Origin of the sequence: Azospira sp. APE16, assembly GCF_047901315.1 — a bacterium.
Taxonomy (GTDB): Bacteria; Pseudomonadota; Gammaproteobacteria; order Burkholderiales; family Rhodocyclaceae; genus Azospira; species Azospira oryzae.
Window position 1 is genome coordinate 3,110,919 of record NZ_CP179682.1, and the last position, 18,734, is coordinate 3,129,652.

Sequence of the window (18,734 nt, forward strand, 5' to 3'; positions counted from 1 at the left end):
GGATTCTTTATGCAACGGATTACAGCAGCGGAGCGCTATCTTATTGTTAGTCCGCCAATATTAACACAAGAAAAAAGGCGCCCCGCTGTTTTGCATTCATAATTATGGATACAAATCCCGGGCCTGCAGCGCCTCCATTTGATCCAGATTAAGCGCCCCCCGCCCCGCCGCCCCCAGAATCCCGGACAGCATTATTACAACGACAAAAAGTCGGGGAGAAAACCATGCACCGGGAGTCCGCCGCCGCCCTGGAAGGGGAACGCATCGCCCGCGCCAGCCGGGACGAAATCGCCGCCCTGCAGCTCAAGCGCCTGCAACAGACCCTGCGCCACGCCTACGAGAAGGTGCCCCATACCCGGGCCAAGTTCGACGCCCACGGCGTCCATCCGGACGACCTGAAGACCCTGGCGGACCTGGCCAGGTTCCCCTTCACCGGCAAACAGGACCTGCGGGATAACTACCCCTACGGCCTTTTCGCCGTGCCCATGCGCGACATCGTGCGGGTGCACGCCTCCAGCGGCACCACCGGCAAGCCCACCGTGGTCGGCTACACCGCCGGCGACATCGACCGCTGGGCCGACATCATGGCCCGGGCCCTGCGCGCCGCCGGCGCCGGACCGGAGGACATCGTCCATGTGGCCCACGGCTACGGCCTGTTCACCGGCGGCCTCGGCGTCCATTACGGCGTCGAGCGCCTGGGCGCCACGGCGGTGCCCGTTTCCGGCGGTCAGACCGAGCGCCAGGTGCAGCTCATCGCCGACTTCAAGCCCACGGTGCTGGTGGTGACGCCCTCCTACGCCCTCAACCTGGCCGACGAATGCGAGCACCAGGGCTTCGACCTGGCCGGCTCCAGCCTGCGCATCGGCCTCTTCGGCGCCGAGCCCTGGGGCGAAAGCATGCGGGCGGAAATCGAGCGCCGCTTTGGCATCGCCGCCATGGACCTCTACGGCCTGTCGGAAGTGATGGGCCCCGGCGTCGCCAGCGAATGCATCGAATCCCGGGACGGCCCCACCATCTGGGAAGACCACTTCTACCCGGAGATCATCGACCCCAATACCGGCGAAGTCCTGCCCGACGGCGCCCACGGCGAACTGGTGTTCACCTCCCTGACCAAGGAAGGCATGCCGGTGGTGCGCTACCGCACCCGGGACCTGACCACCCTGCTGCCGCCCACGGCCCGCAGCTTCCGCCGCATCGGCAAGATCACCGGCCGTTCCGACGACATGCTGATCATCCGCGGCGTCAACGTCTTCCCCAGCCAGATCGAGGAATTCGTCCTCAAGCAGGCCGAGCTGTCGCCCCACTACCAGCTGGAGGTGTGGCGCGAAGGCCACCTGGACAAGCTGGACATCCGGGTGGAACTGAAGCCCGAGTTCGCCAATGCGGGCACCCACGTCTCCGAGCAGGCGGCGCGGGAGCTGCAGCATCACATCAAGTCCTACATCGGCATTTCCACCCGGGTGCGGGTGGAGGCGGTGGGCAGCATCGAACGGGCCGTCGGCGGCAAGGCCCGGCGGGTGGTGGACAAGCGGCCGCAATAGCGGCATCGCCTGGAAGGCAGGCAGGACGCCGCTGCCAGCCGTGCCTTGCCTGACAACGAGACGGGACGCGCCTTTTCAGGCAGGAGCGGCGAAGCGCCCTATTCCCGGGTTGCCGCCAGCACCCGCCACAGCAGGCCGCCCAGCAGCACCGCCGCCAGCACCAGGCTGGCGGCGGATGCGGCCCAGTAGCCGGCCACGCCCATGGCCGGGCTGCCGTAGGCCAGCCACCAGCCGCCCCCCAGGCCGACACCCCAGAAGCAGAGGGTATGGATCAGCATGGGCAGGAAGGTGATCTTGCAGCCCCGCAAGGAAAAACCCGCCACCGTCTGGATCGCGTCGAACAGCTGGTAGGCCGCCAGATAACCCACCAGGCCGACGGCTACCGCGGCCACCCGGCCATCCCCCGTGGCGGCTCCCACCAGGGGCCCGGCACCCCACCACAGCAAGCCCCCAAACAGCAGCGACAGACCGGTGGCCAGGACCATGCCGGCGCCGACCGCCCGCTCCATGCCGGCCTGATCCCGGGCCCCGGCCGCCCGCCCGACCCGGGCCAGGGTGGCGATGGCCACCGCCAGGGGCAGCATGTAGAGCAGGGCCGCCAGGTTGGCGACGATGCGGTGCCCCGCCACCACGGTGGCACCTTCCCGGGCGATGAAGAGGGCGATCAGGGTGAAGGCGCTGATTTCCACCAGGTTGGAAAAGCCCATGGGCAGGCCCAGGCGCAGCAGCTCCCGCAAGCGCGCCCACTGGGGCCGGTGCCAGCGCCCCAGCAGGGCCAGGGGCGCCAGGGCGGCCGAGCGCCGCAGATAAGCGAAACCGCAGAGAAAACCGACCCCGACGATGATCAGGGTGGACCAGCCGGTGCCCTCCACCCCCAGGGGCGGGCCGCCCCAGCGCCCCTGGATCAGGCACCAGGAGAGGGGCAGGTGCAGGGCGGTGGTCGCCAGGCTGATCAGCATGAAGGGCCGGGAATGGCCGAGGGCATTGGCGAAGGCGAACAGGGTGCGGTACAGCAGCACCAGGGGCAGGCCCCAGGCCAGCAGGTCGAGGTAGGCCCGGGTCTTGGCCTCCACCGCCGGCTCCATGGTGGCCATGGCCAGCAGCGGGTCGGGGAAGCGCATCAGCAGGCAGGCCGGCACGGCCAGCACCAGGGCCACCCAGAAGGCCTGCTGCAGGGCGGCGGCGATTTCCCCGTGGCGCCCGGCGCCGTGCAGGTGGGCCACCACCGGCGCCACCGCCTGCAGCACGCCGGCGCAGGCCATGATGACGGCAATGTAGATGCCGCCGCCGATGGCCACCGCCGCCAGGTCGGCGGCGCCGTAGTGGCCGAGCAGGGCCGTGTCGATCAGCATCAGGCCCATGGAGGCCAGCTGGGCCACCAGGATCGGCCAGGCGTGCCGGGCAATGTGGCGGATTTCCTCCCCCAGGCGGGGAGCGGTGGAAGCAGGAACGGAAGCGGTCATGGCGCCCGCAGTATATAAGGGAAGGCAGGCCGCCGACGGGGCGCCCCCTCCTCCTTCGTGGCAAATGCATTGAGCGGGGGGGAAAAATCCCGGAAAATGCGTGACTTGCCCCAGCCGTTAGGGAGGAGGGGGCCATGACAAGGACTATATAAAAATGACGGCAGCAAAGATCGGCCTCGACGCCATCGAAAATGCCAGCCGCGACGAAATCACCGCACTGCAGGTGGAACGTCTGCGCTGGACCCTGAAGCACGCCTACGACAACGTGCCCCACTACCGGGCCAAGTTCGACGCCCAGGGCGTGCATCCGGACGACTTCCACAGCCTGGACGACCTGCGCAAATTCCCCTTCACCACCAAGCAGGACCTGCGGGACAACTACCCCTTCAAGATGTTCGCCACGCCCCGGGAAGAGGTGGTGCGGGTGCACGCCTCCAGCGGCACCACCGGCAAGCCCACCGTGGTCGGCTACACCCAGAAGGACATCGACACCTGGGCCCACCTCATGGCCCGCTCCATCTACGCCGCCGGCGGCCGCCGCGGCGACATCATCCACGTCGCCTACGGCTACGGCCTGTTCACCGGCGGCCTGGGCGCCCACTACGGGGCCGAGGCCCTGGGCTGCACGGTCATCCCCATGTCCGGCGGGCAGACGGAAAAGCAGGTGCAGCTGATCGCCGACTTCGCGCCGCGCATCATCATGTGCACGCCCTCCTACATGCTCAACATCGCCGACGAGTTCAAGCGCCAGGGCATGGATCCCCGGGGCACCTCCCTGCGCATCGGCATCCACGGCGCCGAGCCGTGGACCGACGGCATGCGCCAGGAGATCGAGAACCTGCTGGGCATCGACGCGGTGGACATCTACGGCCTTTCCGAAGTCATGGGCCCCGGCGTCGCCAACGAGTGCATCGAGTCCAAGGACGGCCCGGTGATCTGGGAAGACCACTTCTACCCGGAAATCATCGACCCCAACACCGGCGAAGTCCTGCCCGAGGGCAGCCAGGGCGAGCTGGTATTCACCTCCCTCTCCAAGGAGGCCCTGCCGGTGGTGCGCTACCGCACCCGGGACCTGACCCGCCTGCTGGCGCCCACCTCCCGCAGTTTCCGCCGCATCGGCAAGATCACCGGCCGCTCCGATGACATGCTGATTATTCGTGGCGTTAATGTGTTCCCCAGCCAGATCGAGGAATTGATCCTCAAACAGGCCAAGCTGTCCGGCCATTACCTGCTGGAAGTGGCGCGGGACGGCCATCTGGACAGCATCACCGTGAACGTGGAAATGAAGCCGGAGTTCGGCATCGCCACCGCCGCCGAGAAGGAATACGTGGCCCACGAGCTGCAGCACCACATCAAGTCCTACATCGGCATTTCCACCCAGGTGCGCATCGTCGAGGTCGGCGGCATCGAACGTTCCGTCGGCAAGGCCAAGCGGGTCATCGACAAACGCCCCCGCTGAGCCCCGCCCGGCGCCCCCCGGATCGCCCGCCAGGGCGCATCCGCAAGCCCTGGGCGGCAGATGGGCCTTGTCTCTGATATAAATCAGAAATAATTGACCGCTGCCGCCCCTATCCCCCATTATTCGAAGCTAAAAACGCCTTGAGGGAAGCTGCTCCATGAAAACCATTTTCCTTGTCGACGATTCGGCAACCATTCTGCTATCCATCTCCAACATCCTCGCCAAGGCAGGCTATGCTGTTGAAAAGGCTGGAAATGCGGAAGAGGGAATGAAGAAGTTCCAGGCCGGGGTGAAGGTGGACCTGCTCATCACCGACCTCAACATGCCCGGCATGAACGGCATCCAGTTCATCCGCGAAGTGCGCAAGCTGCCCAATTACAAGTTCATGCCCATCCTGTTCCTGACCACCGAGTCGCAGCAGGAAAAGCGGGCTGAAGCCAAGGCGGCAGGGGCCTCCGGCTGGATCGTCAAGCCGGCCACCGCCGACCAGCTCCTCAACACCATCAAACTGGTACTGCGCTAAGCCCATGGACTTCGGACTGTTGCTACGGCGGGCCTCCCTGGTATTCGCCATCGTCGCCATCGGAGCAGGCCTCATGGTCTACTTCCTGCACGACTGGTTCCATAGCGACTTCCTGAATTCCTTCGACGTTGCCCAGCCCCTGGGCGACGCCATCGGCACGGTGATCATCGTCGTCGTCGCCTACCTGGCCCAACGCCTGGTTTCCATCGCCTTCTACCGGGACATGATGTTCGGCCTGGCGCGCAACCAGGAGGTCTTCGCCAGCACCAACACCAACTACCAGGCCGTGGCCGAAGAGGTGGCGGAAGAACTGGCGGCCGTGCCGGCCTTCAACGAGGTGCTGCAGGGCCAGCTGCACAGCGTCATCCAGGCCACCGAAGAGGCGGCCTACCAGATCACGGAGCGACTGCAGGCGGTGGACGGGGTGGTGACCCACCTCAACGAGTTCGTCAGCACCAGTTCCACCGAGTCGAGCCAGATGGTCAACGAGTCGGAAAGCCGCATCGCCGACAACCAGAAGCTCATCGTCGAGATGGGCCTCTACATCGAAAACCGCATCCAGGAAGCCCAGACCGACCAGCAACGGGTGGCCCAGGTGGTGGCCGAGGCCCGTTCCCTGGAATCCCTGACCAAGCTGATCAAGGGCATCGCCAGCCAGACCAACCTGCTGGCCCTCAACGCCGCCATCGAGGCGGCCCGGGCCGGCGAGGCGGGCCGCGGCTTTGCCGTGGTGGCCGACGAGGTGCGCAAGCTCTCCAGCGAAACCGAGGCGGCGGTGACCCAGATCAACCAGGGCATCGTCGGCGTCGCCAGCACCATCGAACAGCAATTCCAGGACAAGCTCTCCCACTCCAACCTGGACCGGGAGCGGGCCGCCCTGCAGCAGTTCGCCACCCAGCTCACCACCCTGGGCCATAGCTACGAGCAGGTCATGCAGCACCAGAGCACGGTGATCGCCACCGTCCAGAGCAGCAGCCAGGAACTGGCGGCCATGTTCATGGATGCGGTGGCCAGCGTGCAGTTCCAGGACGTCACCCGGCAGCAGATCGAAACCACCATCGAAGCCCTGTCCCGACTGCAGCAGCACGCCGCCACCCTGTCCGAACGCCTGCGCCAGGCAGAAAACCCCAATTTCCAGTACCAGCCTTTGTCCGAGCACCTGGACCAGCTGTACAGCCGCTATGTGATGAAACAGCAACGCACCACCCACAAGCAGGCCCTGCACCAGTCCGCCCCCGGCGGCGAGCCGGACCTGCCCCAGGTGGAGCTCTTCTAAGGGGGACTCGTGAGCACCGGCACCCATCGCGTCACCATCCTGGATGACCTGACCATCTACAACGCCCTGACCCAGAAGGCCGCCTTCATGGAAGCCCTGGGCCAGTGCCGCGACCTGGAAATCGACCTGTCCCACGTCGGCGAGGTCGATACCGCAGGCTTCCAGCTGCTCCTGCTGACCAAGCGGGAAGCCGCGCTGCAGAACAAGACCGCCCGCATCGTCGCCCATAGCCCCGCCGTGCGGGAATTGCTGGACTTCTTCAACATGGCCGCCTTCTTCGGCGACCCCCTGGTCATCCCGGCCCGGGAACAGGGCTGAGGAGGAATCATGGACGAACTGACCACCGTATTCGTCACCGAGAGCCGGGAACAGCTGGCCGCCATGGAGGAGGCCCTGCTGCAGCTGGAGGCCAATCCGGAAGACAGCGACCTGATCAACGCCGTGTTCCGCCCGGCCCACACCATCAAGGGCGGCGCCGGCGTCATCGAGTGCAACTTCATCGTCGCCTTCACCCACGTGGCGGAAAACGCCCTGGACAAGCTGCGCAACGGCGACATCAAGGTCAGCAGCGACCTGGTGGCCGTGCTCCTGGGCTGCTGCGACCACATCGGCAACCTGCTCTCCGTGCTGGAGGCCGGCGCCGCCGAACCCGACGAGGACCTGCGGGCCGAGGGCGATTCCCTGCTCTCCCGCCTGCAGCGCGACTGGCTCGATGCCAAGGAAGAGGCCCCGGCGGCCAGCGTGCAGCCCAACCGCCCCCCGGTGGAGAAGGTGGACGACGTCCAGGCTTCCGGCGGCGGCCTGGTGGAAACGGATTTCTGGCACATCTCCCTGCGCTTCGGCGCCGGCGTCCTGCGCAACGGCATGGACCCCATTTCCTTCCTGCGCTACCTCTCCACCCTGGGCCAGATCGTGCACATCGAGACCATTCCCGATGCCATGCCCAGCGCCGAGGAGATGGACCCGGAAGCCTGCTACCTGGGTTTCGAGATCAAGTTCAAGAGCGACGCGGACAAGGCCGCCATCGAGGCCGTCTTCGACTTCGTGCGCGACGAATGCACCCTGCACATCCTGCCGCCCAACAGCAAGCTGGCGGACTACATCGCCCTGCTGCAGGCCCTGCCGGAAAACACCATGCGCCTGGGCGAGATCCTGGTGAAGATCGGCGCCCTGACCCAGGCCGAGCTGGACGACGGCCTCAAGCAGCAGCATGCGGTGCCGCCGGAGGAAGGCGGCGAGGAGGCCTCGCCGCCCCCGCCCCTGGGTGAAATCCTCATCGAACAGAAGGTGGTGCAGCCCGAGCTGGTGGAAGCCGCCGTCATCAAGCAGAAACAGGTGTCGGAGAAGAAGGCCGCCGAAGCGCGCCTGATCCGCATCCAGGCTGACAAGCTGGACCGCCTCATCGACCTGGTGGGCGAACTGGTGATTGCAGGGGCCAGCACCAACCTGCTGGCCAGCCGCGCCGGCCTGTCTGACCTCAACGAAGCCACCTCCCTGCTCAACCGGCTGGTGGAACAGATCCGCGATTCCGCCCTGCAGCTGCGCATGGTGCAGATCGGCGAAACCTTCAACCGCTTCCAGCGGGTGGTGCGTGACGTTTCCAAGGAACTGGGCAAGGACATCGAGCTGACCATTGCCGGCGGCGAGACCGAACTGGACAAGTCGGTGGTCGAAAAAATCGGCGACCCCCTGATGCACCTGGTGCGCAACGCCATGGACCACGGCATCGAGTCCGCCGAGGTACGCCAGGCCAAGGGCAAGTCGCCCCGGGGCCGGCTCTCCCTCAACGCCTACCACGATTCGGGCAGCATCGTCATCGACGTAGCCGACGACGGCGGCGGCCTCAACCGGGACAAGATTCTCAAGAAGGCCGTGGAAAAGGGCCTGGTCCAGGCCGGCGTCCATCTTTCCGACCAGGAAATCGCCAACCTCATCTTCGAACCCGGCTTCTCCACGGTGGACAAGGTCTCCAACCTCTCCGGCCGCGGCGTCGGCATGGACGTGGTCAAGCGCAACATCCAGGGCCTGCGGGGCCGGGTCGAGGTGCATTCCGAGGAAGGCCATGGCACCCGCTTCTCCATCCGCCTGCCCCTGACCCTGGCCATCATCGACGGCTTCCTGGTGGGGGCCGACCGGGCCTCCTACGTCATCCCCCTGGACATGGTGGTGGAATGCCTGGAGCTCCAGGCCCACGCCACCAGCAGCGGCGAGCGCAACTATCTCAACCTGCGGGGCGAGGTGCTGCCCTTCATCCGCCTGCGGGATCTCTTCGAACTTCCCGGCGAGCCGCCCAAGCGCGAGAACGTGGTGGTGGTCAAGGCAGCCGGCCAGAAGGCGGGGATCGTGGTCGATACCCTGCTGGGCGAATTCCAGACCGTCATCAAGCCCCTCGGCCAGCTGTTCCGCCACCTGCGCGGCATCGGCGGCTCCACCATCCTGGGCAGCGGCGACGTGGCCCTGATCCTGGACGTCCAGGCCCTGGCCCAGATCGCCATCGGCAGGGAAGAGCGCAGCCTGGCCGCCCCGTCGTCCGTCAATACACCCCGCATCAGCCAAGTTTAATAATTTCAGGAGAATCAGATGATCGCCAACTTGCGTATCGGCACCCGTCTCGGTATTGCCTTTGCCATCCTCGTCCTGCTCCTCACCGGGGTGGCCGTGCTCTCCGTCACCAAGGCCAACGCCATCAACGACGAGCTCAACGTCATCGTCAAGGACCGCTTCCCCAAGGTGGTCAAGGCCAACGTGATCATCGACATCCTCAATGCCAATGCCCGCGTGGTGCGCAACATGCTGTTGCTGACCAAGGCCGATGACATCAAGCGCGAGGCCGACCGCCTGCCCGACATGAGCAAGCGCATGAGCGAAGAGCTCGACGCCATCTCCAAGATGCCCATGAATGACGAGGAAAAGGCCGTCCTGGCAGAAATCAACGCCGCCCGCGGCCCCTACCGGGACCACCTGGTCAAGGTCATCAAGCTGGCCAATGACGGCGCCCGGGAAGAAGGCACCGCCCTCCTGCTGGGCGACATGCGCAAGTCCTTCAACGACTACATCAAGACCCTGGAAAAGCTGATCGAGCTGGAAACCAAGTCCATGGAGGCTACCGGCAAGTCCGCCGACGAACTGGTGGTGGCCACCCGCAACCAGATCATCACCGTGGGCATCATTGCCGGCCTGCTGGCCATCGTCCTCGGCGTCTTCATCACCCGCAGCATCACCACCCCGCTGAACCAGGCCGTGGGCGTCGCCAACAAGCTCTCCGAAGGCGACCTGACCGTGCGCATCGACGCCTCCAGCAAGGATGAAACCGGCCAGCTGCTCGCCGCCATGCAGGCCATGGTGGCCAAGCTGGCCCAGATCATCGGCGAAGTGCGCGGCGCTGCCGACAACCTCTCCTCCGCTTCCGAGCAGGTGTCCGCCACGGCCCAGTCCCTCTCCCAGTCCTCCAGCGAGCAGGCCGCTTCCGTGGAAGAAATCACCTCCACCCTGGAAGAATCTACCGCCTCCATCAACCAGAACACTGAGAACGCCAAGGTCACCGACAACATGGCCGCCAAGGCCGCCAATGAAGCCAACGAAGGCGGCACGGCGGTGAAGGACACGGTGGTGGCCATGAAGCAGATCGCCGGCAAGATCGGCATCATCGACGACATCGCCTACCAGACCAACCTGCTGGCCCTCAACGCTGCCATCGAGGCCGCCCGGGCCGGCGAGCACGGCAAGGGCTTCGCCGTGGTGGCCGCAGAAGTGCGCAAGCTGGCCGAACGCTCCCAGGTGGCGGCCCAGGAGATCGGCGAACTGGCCGACTCCTCCGTCAAGCTGGCGGAAAAGGCCGGCGGCCTGCTGGACAACATGGTGCCCACCATCCGCAAGACCTCCGACCTGGTGCAGGAAATCGCCTCCGCCTCCGCAGAGCAGTCCGGCGGCATCGCCCAGATCAACCAGGCCATGAACCAGCTGAACCAGGCCACCCAGCAGAACGCCTCCGCCTCCGAAGAGCTGGCGGCGACCGCCGAGGAAATGGGCGGCCAGGCCGAACAGCTGCAGGGCCTGATGCAGTTCTTCCGGGTCGAGGAAGGCCGCACCGCGGTGGCCTACAGCGCCCGTCCGGCCCAGACCGCCCGCAGCGCGGTGAAGAGCCAGCCGGTCCGCCCCGTGGCCACGGCCGCCCCTGACGAACACGATTTCGAGCGCTTCTGAGGAGGCATAGCCATGGGCAACCTCGTTCCCCAGGCCGGATCGACCCCGGCCAAGACCGGCGATGAGTCCCGCCAGTACCTGACCTTCACCCTGGGCGGGGAAATCTTCGCCCTGGGCATCCTCAACATCAAGGAAATCATCGAGTACGGCAGCCTCACCGAGATTCCCATGATGCCGGGCTTCATCCGCGGGGTGATCAACCTGCGCGGCGCCGTGGTGCCGGTAATCGACCTGGTGGCCCGCTTCGGCGGCACCCCGGCGGCCATCGGCCGCCGCACCTGCATCGTCATCGTGGAGATGGTGCAGATGTCCGAAGGCAGCGAAACCCGCCAGGACATCGGCGTGGTGGTGGACTGCGTGAACGAGGTGCTGGAAATCCCGGCCACCGATATCGAACCGCCGCCCGCCTTCGGCGCCAAGATCCGGGCCGACTTCATCCTCGGCATGGGCAAGGTGGCCGGCAAGTTCGTCATCATCCTCAATGTGGACCGGGTCCTGTCCCTGGAGGAAATGACCTTCCTGGCGGACCTGGGCGGCAGCACTCCCGCAGCCGAACCCAGCGCAGCCTGATGGACGGCCCTTCGGGCATCTCCGATCAGGAGTTCGGCCGCTTCCGGGACCTGATCTACCAGATCGCCGGCATTCAGCTTTCCGACGCGAAAAAGGTGCTCCTGGTGGGGCGCCTTTCCCGCCGGCTCAAGCACTACGGCCTCAGCACCTTCGCCCAGTATTACCAGCTGGTCACTTCGCCCCAGGAAAGCCGGGAGTTGCAGACCATGGTGGACCTGCTGACCACCAACGAGACCTACTTCTTCCGCGAACCCAAGCACTTCGACTACCTGGCCCAGGAAATCCTGCCGCACAAGGCCAAGCCCGGCGTGCCCTTCAACATCTGGAGCGCCGCCTGCTCCAGCGGTGAAGAGCCCTACACCCTGGCCATGGTCCTGGCCGAGCACCTGGGCAACCGGCCCTGGCAGGTGGTCGGCTCGGACATCTCCACCGTGGTCCTGGCCAAGGCCCAGGCCGGCCATTACCCGCTGGAACGGACCGAGGGCATCCCGCCCCAGTACCTGAAGAAATACTGCCTGAAGGGCGTCCGCTCCCAGGAGGGAACCCTGCTGGTGGCCAAGGAGCTGCGGGAGCGGGTGCGCTTCCTCCAGGTCAACCTGACCAAGCCGGCGCCAGACCTGGGGCCCTTCGACGTTATTTTCCTGCGTAACGTCATGATCTATTTCGACATGGAAACCAAGCGCAAGGTGGTGGAGAACCTCATCACCCGCCTCAAGCCGGGCGGCACCTTCATCGTCGGTCACTCGGAAAGCCTCAACGGCATCACCGACCGGCTGAAGTGTCTGCGGCCCACCATCTACGAAAAACCCTGATGCCTGCCGACTCCGTCCAGGAGGTGTTCCTCAATCCGGGGGATTTCCACTTCGCCGGCGGCCACACCCGCATCCGGACCCTGCTCGGTTCCTGCGTTTCCATTGCCCTGTGGCATCCGGAAAGGAAGCTCGGCGGCATGTGCCACTTCATCCTGCCGGAACGGGGCCAGCCCGCGGCCGGCCAGGAGCTGGACGGCCGCTACGCCACGGAGGCCATGGGCCTGTTCGACCGGGCCATCGGCCGGGCCGGCACCCGCCCCCAGGACTACCGGGCCAAGATATTCGGGGGAGGCAATATGTTCCCCGGCCGGGAAAACCATGCCGGCATACAAATAGGTCAGCGTAATATAGAGGTTGCGCACCGGCTTCTGGCGGAACGAAAAATCGCCGTCGTTGCCGAACACCTCGGAGGCGCCGGCCATCGCAAGCTGGTCTTCGACATCTGGAGTGGAGACGCCTGGCTGGTATTTCGCGAAGCCGGGACCAATAAGAACTAGGGAAGCCTATGAGCCTCATCAAAGTCATGATCGTGGACGATTCCGCCGTGGTGCGGCAGGTCGTCAAGCAAACGCTGGAAACCGACCCGAGCATCAAGGTGCTGGGCGCCGCCTCCGACCCCCTCTTCGCCATGGAGCACATGAAGCGGGAATGGCCGGACGTGATCGTCCTGGACATCGAGATGCCTCGCATGGACGGCCTCACCTTCCTCAAGAAGATCATGGCCGAGCGGCCGACGCCGGTGGTGATCTGCTCCTCCCTGGCGGAGAAGGGGGCCGAAGCCTCCATGAACGCCCTGGCGGCGGGAGCGGTGGGCATCATCACCAAGCCCAAGATGGGCCTCAAGCAGTTCCTCGAAGACGCATCGTCCGACCTGCTCGGCGCCGTCAAGGCCGCCTCCCGCGCCAATGTGCGCAAGATCATCACCTCCACGGCCAGCGGCACCTCCTCCCACGCCGAGCGCATCGCCAATGTGGCCAAGGGCCTCAACATCGCCCCCAAGTTGTCCGCCGACGCGGTCATCTCCGCCGGCGGCCTGGGCAGCGGAGCCTCCATGGTCAAGACCACCGACAAGATCATCGCCATCGGCACTTCCACCGGCGGAACCCAGGCCCTGGAAGCCGTGCTGACCAAGCTGCCGGCCGTCTGCCCGGGCATCGTCATCGTCCAGCACATGCCGGAGAAATTCACCGCCATGTTCGCCGAGCGCCTCAACGGCCTGTGCCAGATCGAGGTGCGGGAAGCCAAGCACGGCGACCGGGTGATCCCGGGCCGGGCCCTCATCGCCCCCGGCGGCAAGCACATGATGCTGACCCGCAGCGGCGCCCAGTACACCGTGGAAGTGGTGGACGGCCCCCTGGTGAACCGCCACCGCCCCTCGGTAGACGTGCTGTTCCGCTCCTGCGCCAAGTTTGCCGGACGCAACGCCCTGGGCATCATCATGACCGGCATGGGCGACGACGGCGCCCGGGGCCTCAAGGAAATGGTGGATGCAGGGGCCGACACGGTGGCGGAGGACGAATCCACCTGTGTCGTCTTCGGCATGCCCAAGGAAGCCATCAAGCTGGGGGCGGCGCGCACCGTGCTGCCCCTCAACCGCATCCCGGAAGCCATTGTCGCGGCTGGCCGCGGCTGACCATTTATAATGGTTCCTTCCCTGCCCTAGCGAAACCCGAGACATGGAACTGAACGAGCTGCAGCGCGACGCCCTGGTGGAAGCCTTCAATATCGGCGTCGGCCAGGCCGCAGCCAGCCTGGCCAGCATGGTCAATGAGGAGGTCAAGCTGTCGGTGCTGACCCTGCAGCTGATCCCGCGGCACGAGGCCATGCAGCAGTTCAGTTTCCGCCACAGCGACAAGATCTGCGCCGTGGCCCAGCGATTCTCCGGCGCCTTCGACGCCCAGGGCTTCCTCATCTTCCCCGAGGAAAAGGGCCTGGAAATCGTCCGCCGCATGGTGGGCGACAGCCTCTCCCTGAAGGAGCTGACCGAGCTGGAACAGGAGGCCATGAGCGAGATCGGCAACATCCTGCTCAACGCCTGCGTCGGCACCCTGGCCAACCTCTTCCGCCGCCCCCTCAACAGCACCCTGCCCACCTATCACCTGGGCAGCCCGGACGAGGTGCTGGGCGGCCAGATCCAGGGCAACGACGAAGCGGTGCTCCTGCTGCACATCGACCTGACCCTGGAACAGCACGAGATCCAGGGCTATGTGGCCTTCCTCCTCAGCGTCGATTCCATCGCCAACCTGGTGGCCGAGGTGGACAGCTACATCGCCCAGGCCATGGGGGGACGCTGATGGGACATCCGCATCTGGCGGCACCGCTCCTGCTGGAGCTGGCCCACACGGTCAATGAAGGCCTGATCCTGATCGACGCCGAGGGCAAGGTGCAATTGTGGAACCGCTGGCTGGCGGAGCGTTCCGGCGTCAGCGCCCAGGAAATCCAGGGGCGCCGCCTGGAAGAAGTATTCCCCCACCTGGCCAACAGCCGCCTCGCCCACGCCGTGCAGACCGCCCTGCAGCAGCAGTTGCCGGCCATCCTGTCCCAGACCCTGAACCGGCGGCCCTTTCCCCTGCAGGATCATCTGCACAACGACGCCCACCCCATCGAGCAGGCCATCACCATCGCCCCCCTGGCCCGGGAATCCGGCCATATCCACTGCCTGATCCAGATCCAGGACGTCACCGCGGCGGTAAGGCGGGAACAGCAGTTGCGGGAACAGGCCCAGCAGCTGCAGGCCCTCTCCAACATCGACGGCCTCACCGGCGTTGCCAACCGGCGCAGCTTCGATGCCCGCTTCCAGGAGGAATTCCAGCGGGCCCAGCGCCACGGCAGCGACATTTCGGTGCTCATGCTGGATATCGATTACTTCAAGGAATACAACGACTGCTACGGCCACCAGGCCGGCGACACCTGCCTCACCGTGGTCGCCAACACCCTGCGCCGCTGCCTGCAGCGGGGCGGTGACTTCGTCGCCCGCTACGGCGGCGAGGAGTTTGCGGTGGTGCTGCCGGGCGCCAGCCACGGCGCCGCCTGCAAGCTGGCCAGCAGCCTGCAGCAGGAAATCAGCCGGCTGGGCATTCCCCACGCCAACTCCCACGCCGCCAGCCATCTCAGCATCAGCGTCGGCGTCGCCACCCACACGCCCCAGCGCAATGACCGGGCCCAGGACCTGCTGCGCGGCGCCGACATCGCCCTCTACCAGGCCAAACGCCAGGGCCGCAACCGGGTGGTCAGTGCCGACGCCCTGGACCTCACGGTCCAGCCCGAAAAGCTGATGTAGGACCGGCTAGCGCCGGCCGTCCCAGAAGGCCCGGATATCCGCCGCCGGCATGGGCCGGGCAAAGTAGAAGCCCTGGGCCGAAGCGCAATCGTGGGCCTGCAGAAACTCCAGCTGGGCTTCCGTCTCCACCCCTTCGGCGATCACCGACAGCCCCAGGTTGTGGGCCATCTGGATGATGGTGGCCGTGATCGCCGCCCCCCCGGCGTCGCTGGCGATATCCCGCACGAAAGCCTGGTCGATCTTCAGCTTGTCCAGGGGCAGGCGCTTCAGATAGGCCAGGGAGGAATAGCCGGTGCCGAAATCGTCGATGGAGAGGCGCACCCCCCGGGCCTTGAGCCGGTCCAGCAGGTCCGTGGCGCCCTGGCCCTGGTGCAGCATCATGCTCTCCGTCAACTCCAGCTCCAGCCAGGCCGGCTCCAGGCCGCTTTCCGCCAGGGCCCGCTCCACCGAGGCCTCGAACTGGGGCTGGCGGAACTGCAGGGCGGAAATGTTCACCGCCACCGGCACCGCCGGCATGCCCTGCTCCTGCCAGGCCCGGTTCTGCCGGCAGGCCTCCCCCAGCACCCATTCGCCGATGGGCACGATGAGGCCCGAATCCTCGGCCACGGGAATGAAGCGGGCCGGGGAAACCAGGCCCATCTGGGGATGCTGCCAGCGGATCAGGGCCTCGAAGCCGATCACCCGGCCGCTGGGCATGTCCACCTGGGGCTGGTAGTAGAGCAGGAATTCCTGCCGCTCCAGGGCGCGGCGCAGGCTGTTCTCCAGGGACAGGCGCTCGAAGACCCGGGCATTCATGTCCGGGGTGAAGAAGTGGAAGCTGTCCCGGCCCGCCTCCTTGCTGTAGTACATGGCGGCATCGGCATTCTTCACCAGGGTCTGGAAATCCCGGCCGTCCTCGGGGAAGACGGCGATGCCGATGCTGGCGGTAATCACCAGTTCGTGCCCGCCCAGCTGGTAGGGGCGGTTGAGGGACTCCAGCAGCTTTTCCGCCACCCGGGCCGCATCCTGGGGCGTCTCGATGGACGGCAGGAGGATGATGAACTCGTCGCCGCCGGGCCGGCTGACCGTGTCGGCGCTGCGTACGCAGGCCTGGATGCGCCGCCCCACCTCCTGCAGCAGCTGGTCACCGACCTGGTGGCCGAGGGAATCGTTGATGTTCTTGAAGCGGTCCAGGTCGATGAACATCAGGGCCAGGGACTCACTATTGCGCTCGGCCAGGGCAATGGCCTGCTGCAGGCGGTCGTGCAGCAGGGAGCGGTTGGGCAGGCCGGTGAGGTAGTCGTGCTCGGCGAGGAAGCGGATGTGTTCCTCGTTGCGCTTGCGTTCCGAAACATCGGCGAACACGGCCACGTAGTTGCTCACCTCCCCCGCCTCGTCGCGCACGGTTGTGATGGAAAGCCACTCCGGATACACCTCGCCGCCCTTGCGCCGGTTCCAGATTTCGCCCTGCCAGGTGCCCGCCGTCTTCAGGTGGTGCCACAGGTTGGCGAAGAAGGCGGCGTCGTGGCGACCCGAATTGAGCACCCGCGGGTCCCGCCCCTGGACCTCGGCCTCGGCGTAGCCGGTGATTTCGACGAAGGCCCGGTTCACCGACATGATGCGGTTGTTGCGGTCGCAGATGACGATGCCCTCGCTGGCCCCCTCGAAGACCTTGGCGGAGAGGCGCAGCTGCTCCTCGGCCCGGCGGCGGGCGGTGATGTCGTGGATGATGGAATAGAGCAGGCGGCGCCCCCGCAGCAGCACCGGGCCGCTGTGCACCTCCACCTCCCGCACCTCGCCGCTGGCCAGGCGATGGCGGAAGTTGAAATAGCGGCGCTGCTGCTGGTCCGCCAGGGCCATTTCCGCCCGCACCTCCTCCACCGAGAGCTGGTTGAGCTGGGCGATGTTCATGCGGCGCAGGGTGTCCAGGGGATAGCCGTAGAAGTCGGCCGCCGCCGGATTGGCATCGACGATGGCGCCGTCGCCGGCATCGATCAGCAATTTGATCGAGGTGTTGTTCTCGAACATCTGGCGGTAGCGCTCTTCGCTTTCCCGCAGCACCTCTTCCTGGTGCCGGGCCTGGTCCACATCCTCGATGACGATGATGATGCCCCGCTGGGGCTGCTGGGCGTCGATCTGGCGGGCGTAGAAGTTGGCCCAGAAGAGGGTGCCGTCGGCCCGCCGGAAGCGGCGCAGGAAGTGGGCGACGCGGCCGTCGGCCACGGCCGGATAGAGCTGCTGGCCGAAGTCGGCGAATTCCTCCGGTGTCGGGTAGTAGCCCACCACGGTCTGTCCCAGGGCCGTCTCCAGGGAGACGCCGAAAAGCCGCTCGAAAGCCCGGTTGGCCTGGATCAGGCAGCGGTCCCGCACCACCCCGATGACCACCGGACTGGCGTCGAAGATGGATTCCATCTCGGCGATGCGGCTGCCCAGGTCGTCCCGGGCCTGGCCCAATTCGTCCAGCAGCAGGTAGAACTCCCGCGCCAGGCCGCCGATTTCGTCCTGGCCCAGGACCGGGTCGGCCAGCTTGCGCGCATGGTCCTGGCGCACCTCCACCACGTGCTGGCGCAGGCGGGAAAGGGGTGCCAGCACCCGGCGCATGGCCAGCCAGGCCAGGACCGCCACCGCCAGGGCCGTCAGCAGCAGGTAATAGACCGTGCCCCAGCGGCCCGTCTCGATGGGAGCGTAGGCCTCCTCCACCGGCAGCAGGGCGCCCAGCACCCAGTCCGTGGACGGCACGGACTTGAAGCTCATCAGCACCCGCTGGCCGTAGCTGGTGGCGCCCTCGTCGCTGCCCTCGAAACCGGCGATGGCCCGGTCGAAAACCGGGTTCTGCCCCGGCGCCGCGTTGGGCTGCAGCACCCGCTCGGGGAAGCGGCTGACCAGGGTGGTGCGGTCCCGGGTGACCAGGACGAAGTGGCCGCTGCGCCCCACCTTGCGCCCGGCCAGGCCGCCGAGGAACTGGGGCTTGAGAATCTGCAGGGTGCCGGAGAGGGAGGCGATGACCCGCCCTTCCCCGTCCAGCACCGGCGCCGTCATGGCCAGGGTGGGCAGGCGGGTGACGCGGCCCAAGAAGGGCCGGGAAACCACCGCCCGCCCCTCCTCCAGGGCCTCCCGGACGTGGGGAAAGGCGGAGACGTCGGTGCCCCGGCGCTCGGGCATGACCGGAGAATCGGCGATGACGCGGCCGTCCCGGCCGACCACGATGAGGTCGTCGAAGAGCAGCAGCAGGGAATACTTGTCGTTGAGGAAGGCCTGCAGCTTTTCCGGCTGGCCCAGCATGGCCGGGGTGATGGCGGCGGCGGTGCGGGCCAGGGAGGCCTGGTTGAGCTGGATGCGCTGATCGATTTCCTCGGCCACCCGGGACACCAGGGAAAACTGCTGGTCGGCGACGGTCTGCTTCAACTGGGCCTGGGCCAAATGCAATTGCACCGCACTGCCCAGCGCCACCAGGAGCACCACCAGTGCCGTGATGGCCAGGGCCATTTTGGTTTTCAGGCTCATCGTTTCTGTCGCCGGCTTCCGTAGAGGGTTACGGGTAGGGATACCCATTACGGAAGCCATATTACCATCGGCGTAGGGGGCGCCAAACCCCTTTAGGGACGCGGCTTCCAGCCCGGCGCCCAGG

Annotated in this window: 15 protein-coding genes; 13 read left to right on the plus strand and 2 right to left on the minus strand. The window is 66.3% G+C overall.

Going from position 1 to position 18,734, the window contains the following annotated elements:
* Nucleotides 1-224: 224 nt before the first annotated feature.
* Nucleotides 225-1,541: a phenylacetate--CoA ligase PaaK gene (paaK, locus tag ACLSSQ_RS14765; RefSeq protein ID WP_130460126.1), complete on the plus strand. Its 1,317-nt coding sequence runs from the start codon at nucleotides 225-227 to the stop codon at nucleotides 1,539-1,541.
* Between the two features lie 98 nt (nucleotides 1,542-1,639).
* Here paaK (ACLSSQ_RS14765) and ACLSSQ_RS14770 read toward each other — a convergent pair whose 3' ends face one another.
* Nucleotides 1,640-3,004, minus strand: a complete 1,365-nt coding sequence (locus ACLSSQ_RS14770; RefSeq protein ID WP_416243118.1) for an MATE family efflux transporter — start codon at nucleotides 3,002-3,004, stop codon at nucleotides 1,640-1,642.
* A gap of 154 nt (nucleotides 3,005-3,158) precedes the next feature.
* On the opposite strand from ACLSSQ_RS14770, the gene paaK (ACLSSQ_RS14775) reads away from it, so the two are divergent.
* The 12 genes from paaK (ACLSSQ_RS14775) (at nucleotide 3,159) to ACLSSQ_RS14830 (ending at nucleotide 15,127) form a co-directional block, all read left to right on the plus strand.
* The gene (paaK, locus tag ACLSSQ_RS14775; RefSeq protein ID WP_416243119.1) at nucleotides 3,159-4,463 is read left to right on the plus strand and encodes a phenylacetate--CoA ligase PaaK; all 1,305 of its coding nucleotides are present in this window, start codon (nucleotides 3,159-3,161) and stop codon (nucleotides 4,461-4,463) included.
* A gap of 157 nt (nucleotides 4,464-4,620) precedes the next feature.
* Nucleotides 4,621-4,986, plus strand: a complete 366-nt coding sequence (locus tag ACLSSQ_RS14780) for a response regulator (protein WP_014236536.1) — start codon at nucleotides 4,621-4,623, stop codon at nucleotides 4,984-4,986.
* 4 nt (nucleotides 4,987-4,990) lie between these two features.
* Nucleotides 4,991-6,262 carry a methyl-accepting chemotaxis protein gene (locus ACLSSQ_RS14785; protein WP_014236535.1) on the plus strand — a complete coding sequence of 424 codons (1,272 nt, stop codon included), beginning with the start codon at nucleotides 4,991-4,993 and terminating at the stop codon, nucleotides 6,260-6,262.
* A 9-nt stretch (nucleotides 6,263-6,271) separates the two neighbouring features.
* The gene (locus ACLSSQ_RS14790; RefSeq protein ID WP_014236534.1) at nucleotides 6,272-6,580 is read left to right on the plus strand and encodes an STAS domain-containing protein; all 309 of its coding nucleotides are present in this window, start codon (nucleotides 6,272-6,274) and stop codon (nucleotides 6,578-6,580) included.
* Nucleotides 6,581-6,589: 9 nt separating this feature from the next.
* Complete coding sequence (locus ACLSSQ_RS14795; protein ID WP_416243120.1) at nucleotides 6,590-8,824, plus strand: chemotaxis protein CheA; 2,235 nt, start codon at nucleotides 6,590-6,592, stop codon at nucleotides 8,822-8,824.
* Between the two features lie 18 nt (nucleotides 8,825-8,842).
* Nucleotides 8,843-10,465, plus strand: coding sequence for a methyl-accepting chemotaxis protein (locus tag ACLSSQ_RS14800; RefSeq protein ID WP_130460130.1), 1,623 nt, complete (start codon nucleotides 8,843-8,845; stop codon nucleotides 10,463-10,465).
* A gap of 12 nt (nucleotides 10,466-10,477) precedes the next feature.
* Nucleotides 10,478-11,035 carry a chemotaxis protein CheW gene (locus tag ACLSSQ_RS14805; protein WP_014236531.1) on the plus strand — a complete coding sequence of 186 codons (558 nt, stop codon included), beginning with the start codon at nucleotides 10,478-10,480 and terminating at the stop codon, nucleotides 11,033-11,035.
* Nucleotides 11,035-11,847, plus strand: a complete 813-nt coding sequence (locus tag ACLSSQ_RS14810; protein ID WP_014236530.1) for a CheR family methyltransferase — start codon at nucleotides 11,035-11,037, stop codon at nucleotides 11,845-11,847. The genes ACLSSQ_RS14805 and ACLSSQ_RS14810 overlap by 1 nt, the downstream gene beginning before the upstream one ends.
* The gene (locus ACLSSQ_RS14815) at nucleotides 11,847-12,344 is read left to right on the plus strand and encodes a chemotaxis protein CheD (protein ID WP_014236529.1); all 498 of its coding nucleotides are present in this window, start codon (nucleotides 11,847-11,849) and stop codon (nucleotides 12,342-12,344) included. The genes ACLSSQ_RS14810 and ACLSSQ_RS14815 overlap by 1 nt, the downstream gene beginning before the upstream one ends.
* A gap of 8 nt (nucleotides 12,345-12,352) precedes the next feature.
* Entirely contained in the window at nucleotides 12,353-13,480 is a 1,128-nt protein-coding gene (locus ACLSSQ_RS14820) for a protein-glutamate methylesterase/protein-glutamine glutaminase (protein ID WP_014236528.1), read from the plus strand.
* A 43-nt stretch (nucleotides 13,481-13,523) separates the two neighbouring features.
* Nucleotides 13,524-14,141 carry a chemotaxis protein CheC gene (locus ACLSSQ_RS14825; RefSeq protein WP_014236527.1) on the plus strand — a complete coding sequence of 206 codons (618 nt, stop codon included), beginning with the start codon at nucleotides 13,524-13,526 and terminating at the stop codon, nucleotides 14,139-14,141.
* Nucleotides 14,141-15,127: a GGDEF domain-containing protein gene (locus ACLSSQ_RS14830; RefSeq protein ID WP_130460132.1), complete on the plus strand. Its 987-nt coding sequence runs from the start codon at nucleotides 14,141-14,143 to the stop codon at nucleotides 15,125-15,127. The genes ACLSSQ_RS14825 and ACLSSQ_RS14830 overlap by 1 nt, the downstream gene beginning before the upstream one ends.
* A gap of 6 nt (nucleotides 15,128-15,133) precedes the next feature.
* Here ACLSSQ_RS14830 and ACLSSQ_RS14835 read toward each other — a convergent pair whose 3' ends face one another.
* A complete protein-coding gene (locus ACLSSQ_RS14835; protein WP_416243121.1) occupies nucleotides 15,134-18,610 on the minus strand; it encodes an EAL domain-containing protein in 3,477 nt (1,158 codons plus the stop codon).
* Nucleotides 18,611-18,734: the final 124 nt, after the last annotated feature.

Coding starts and splice junctions, on each gene's coding strand:
- paaK (WP_130460126.1), top strand. CDS start 225: ATGCACCGGGAGTCCGCCGCCGCCCTGGAAGGGGAACGCATCGCCCGC.
- ACLSSQ_RS14770 (WP_416243118.1), bottom strand. CDS start 3,004: ATGACCGCTTCCGTTCCTGCTTCCACCGCTCCCCGCCTGGGGGAGGAA.
- paaK (WP_416243119.1), top strand. CDS start 3,159: ATGACGGCAGCAAAGATCGGCCTCGACGCCATCGAAAATGCCAGCCGC.
- ACLSSQ_RS14780 (WP_014236536.1), top strand. CDS start 4,621: ATGAAAACCATTTTCCTTGTCGACGATTCGGCAACCATTCTGCTATCC.
- ACLSSQ_RS14785 (WP_014236535.1), top strand. CDS start 4,991: ATGGACTTCGGACTGTTGCTACGGCGGGCCTCCCTGGTATTCGCCATC.
- ACLSSQ_RS14795 (WP_416243120.1), top strand. CDS start 6,590: ATGGACGAACTGACCACCGTATTCGTCACCGAGAGCCGGGAACAGCTG.
- ACLSSQ_RS14800 (WP_130460130.1), top strand. CDS start 8,843: ATGATCGCCAACTTGCGTATCGGCACCCGTCTCGGTATTGCCTTTGCC.
- ACLSSQ_RS14805 (WP_014236531.1), top strand. CDS start 10,478: ATGGGCAACCTCGTTCCCCAGGCCGGATCGACCCCGGCCAAGACCGGC.
- ACLSSQ_RS14810 (WP_014236530.1), top strand. CDS start 11,035: ATGGACGGCCCTTCGGGCATCTCCGATCAGGAGTTCGGCCGCTTCCGG.
- ACLSSQ_RS14815 (WP_014236529.1), top strand. CDS start 11,847: ATGCCTGCCGACTCCGTCCAGGAGGTGTTCCTCAATCCGGGGGATTTC.
- ACLSSQ_RS14820 (WP_014236528.1), top strand. CDS start 12,353: ATGAGCCTCATCAAAGTCATGATCGTGGACGATTCCGCCGTGGTGCGG.
- ACLSSQ_RS14825 (WP_014236527.1), top strand. CDS start 13,524: ATGGAACTGAACGAGCTGCAGCGCGACGCCCTGGTGGAAGCCTTCAAT.
- ACLSSQ_RS14830 (WP_130460132.1), top strand. CDS start 14,141: ATGGGACATCCGCATCTGGCGGCACCGCTCCTGCTGGAGCTGGCCCAC.
- ACLSSQ_RS14835 (WP_416243121.1), bottom strand. CDS start 18,610: ATGAGCCTGAAAACCAAAATGGCCCTGGCCATCACGGCACTGGTGGTG.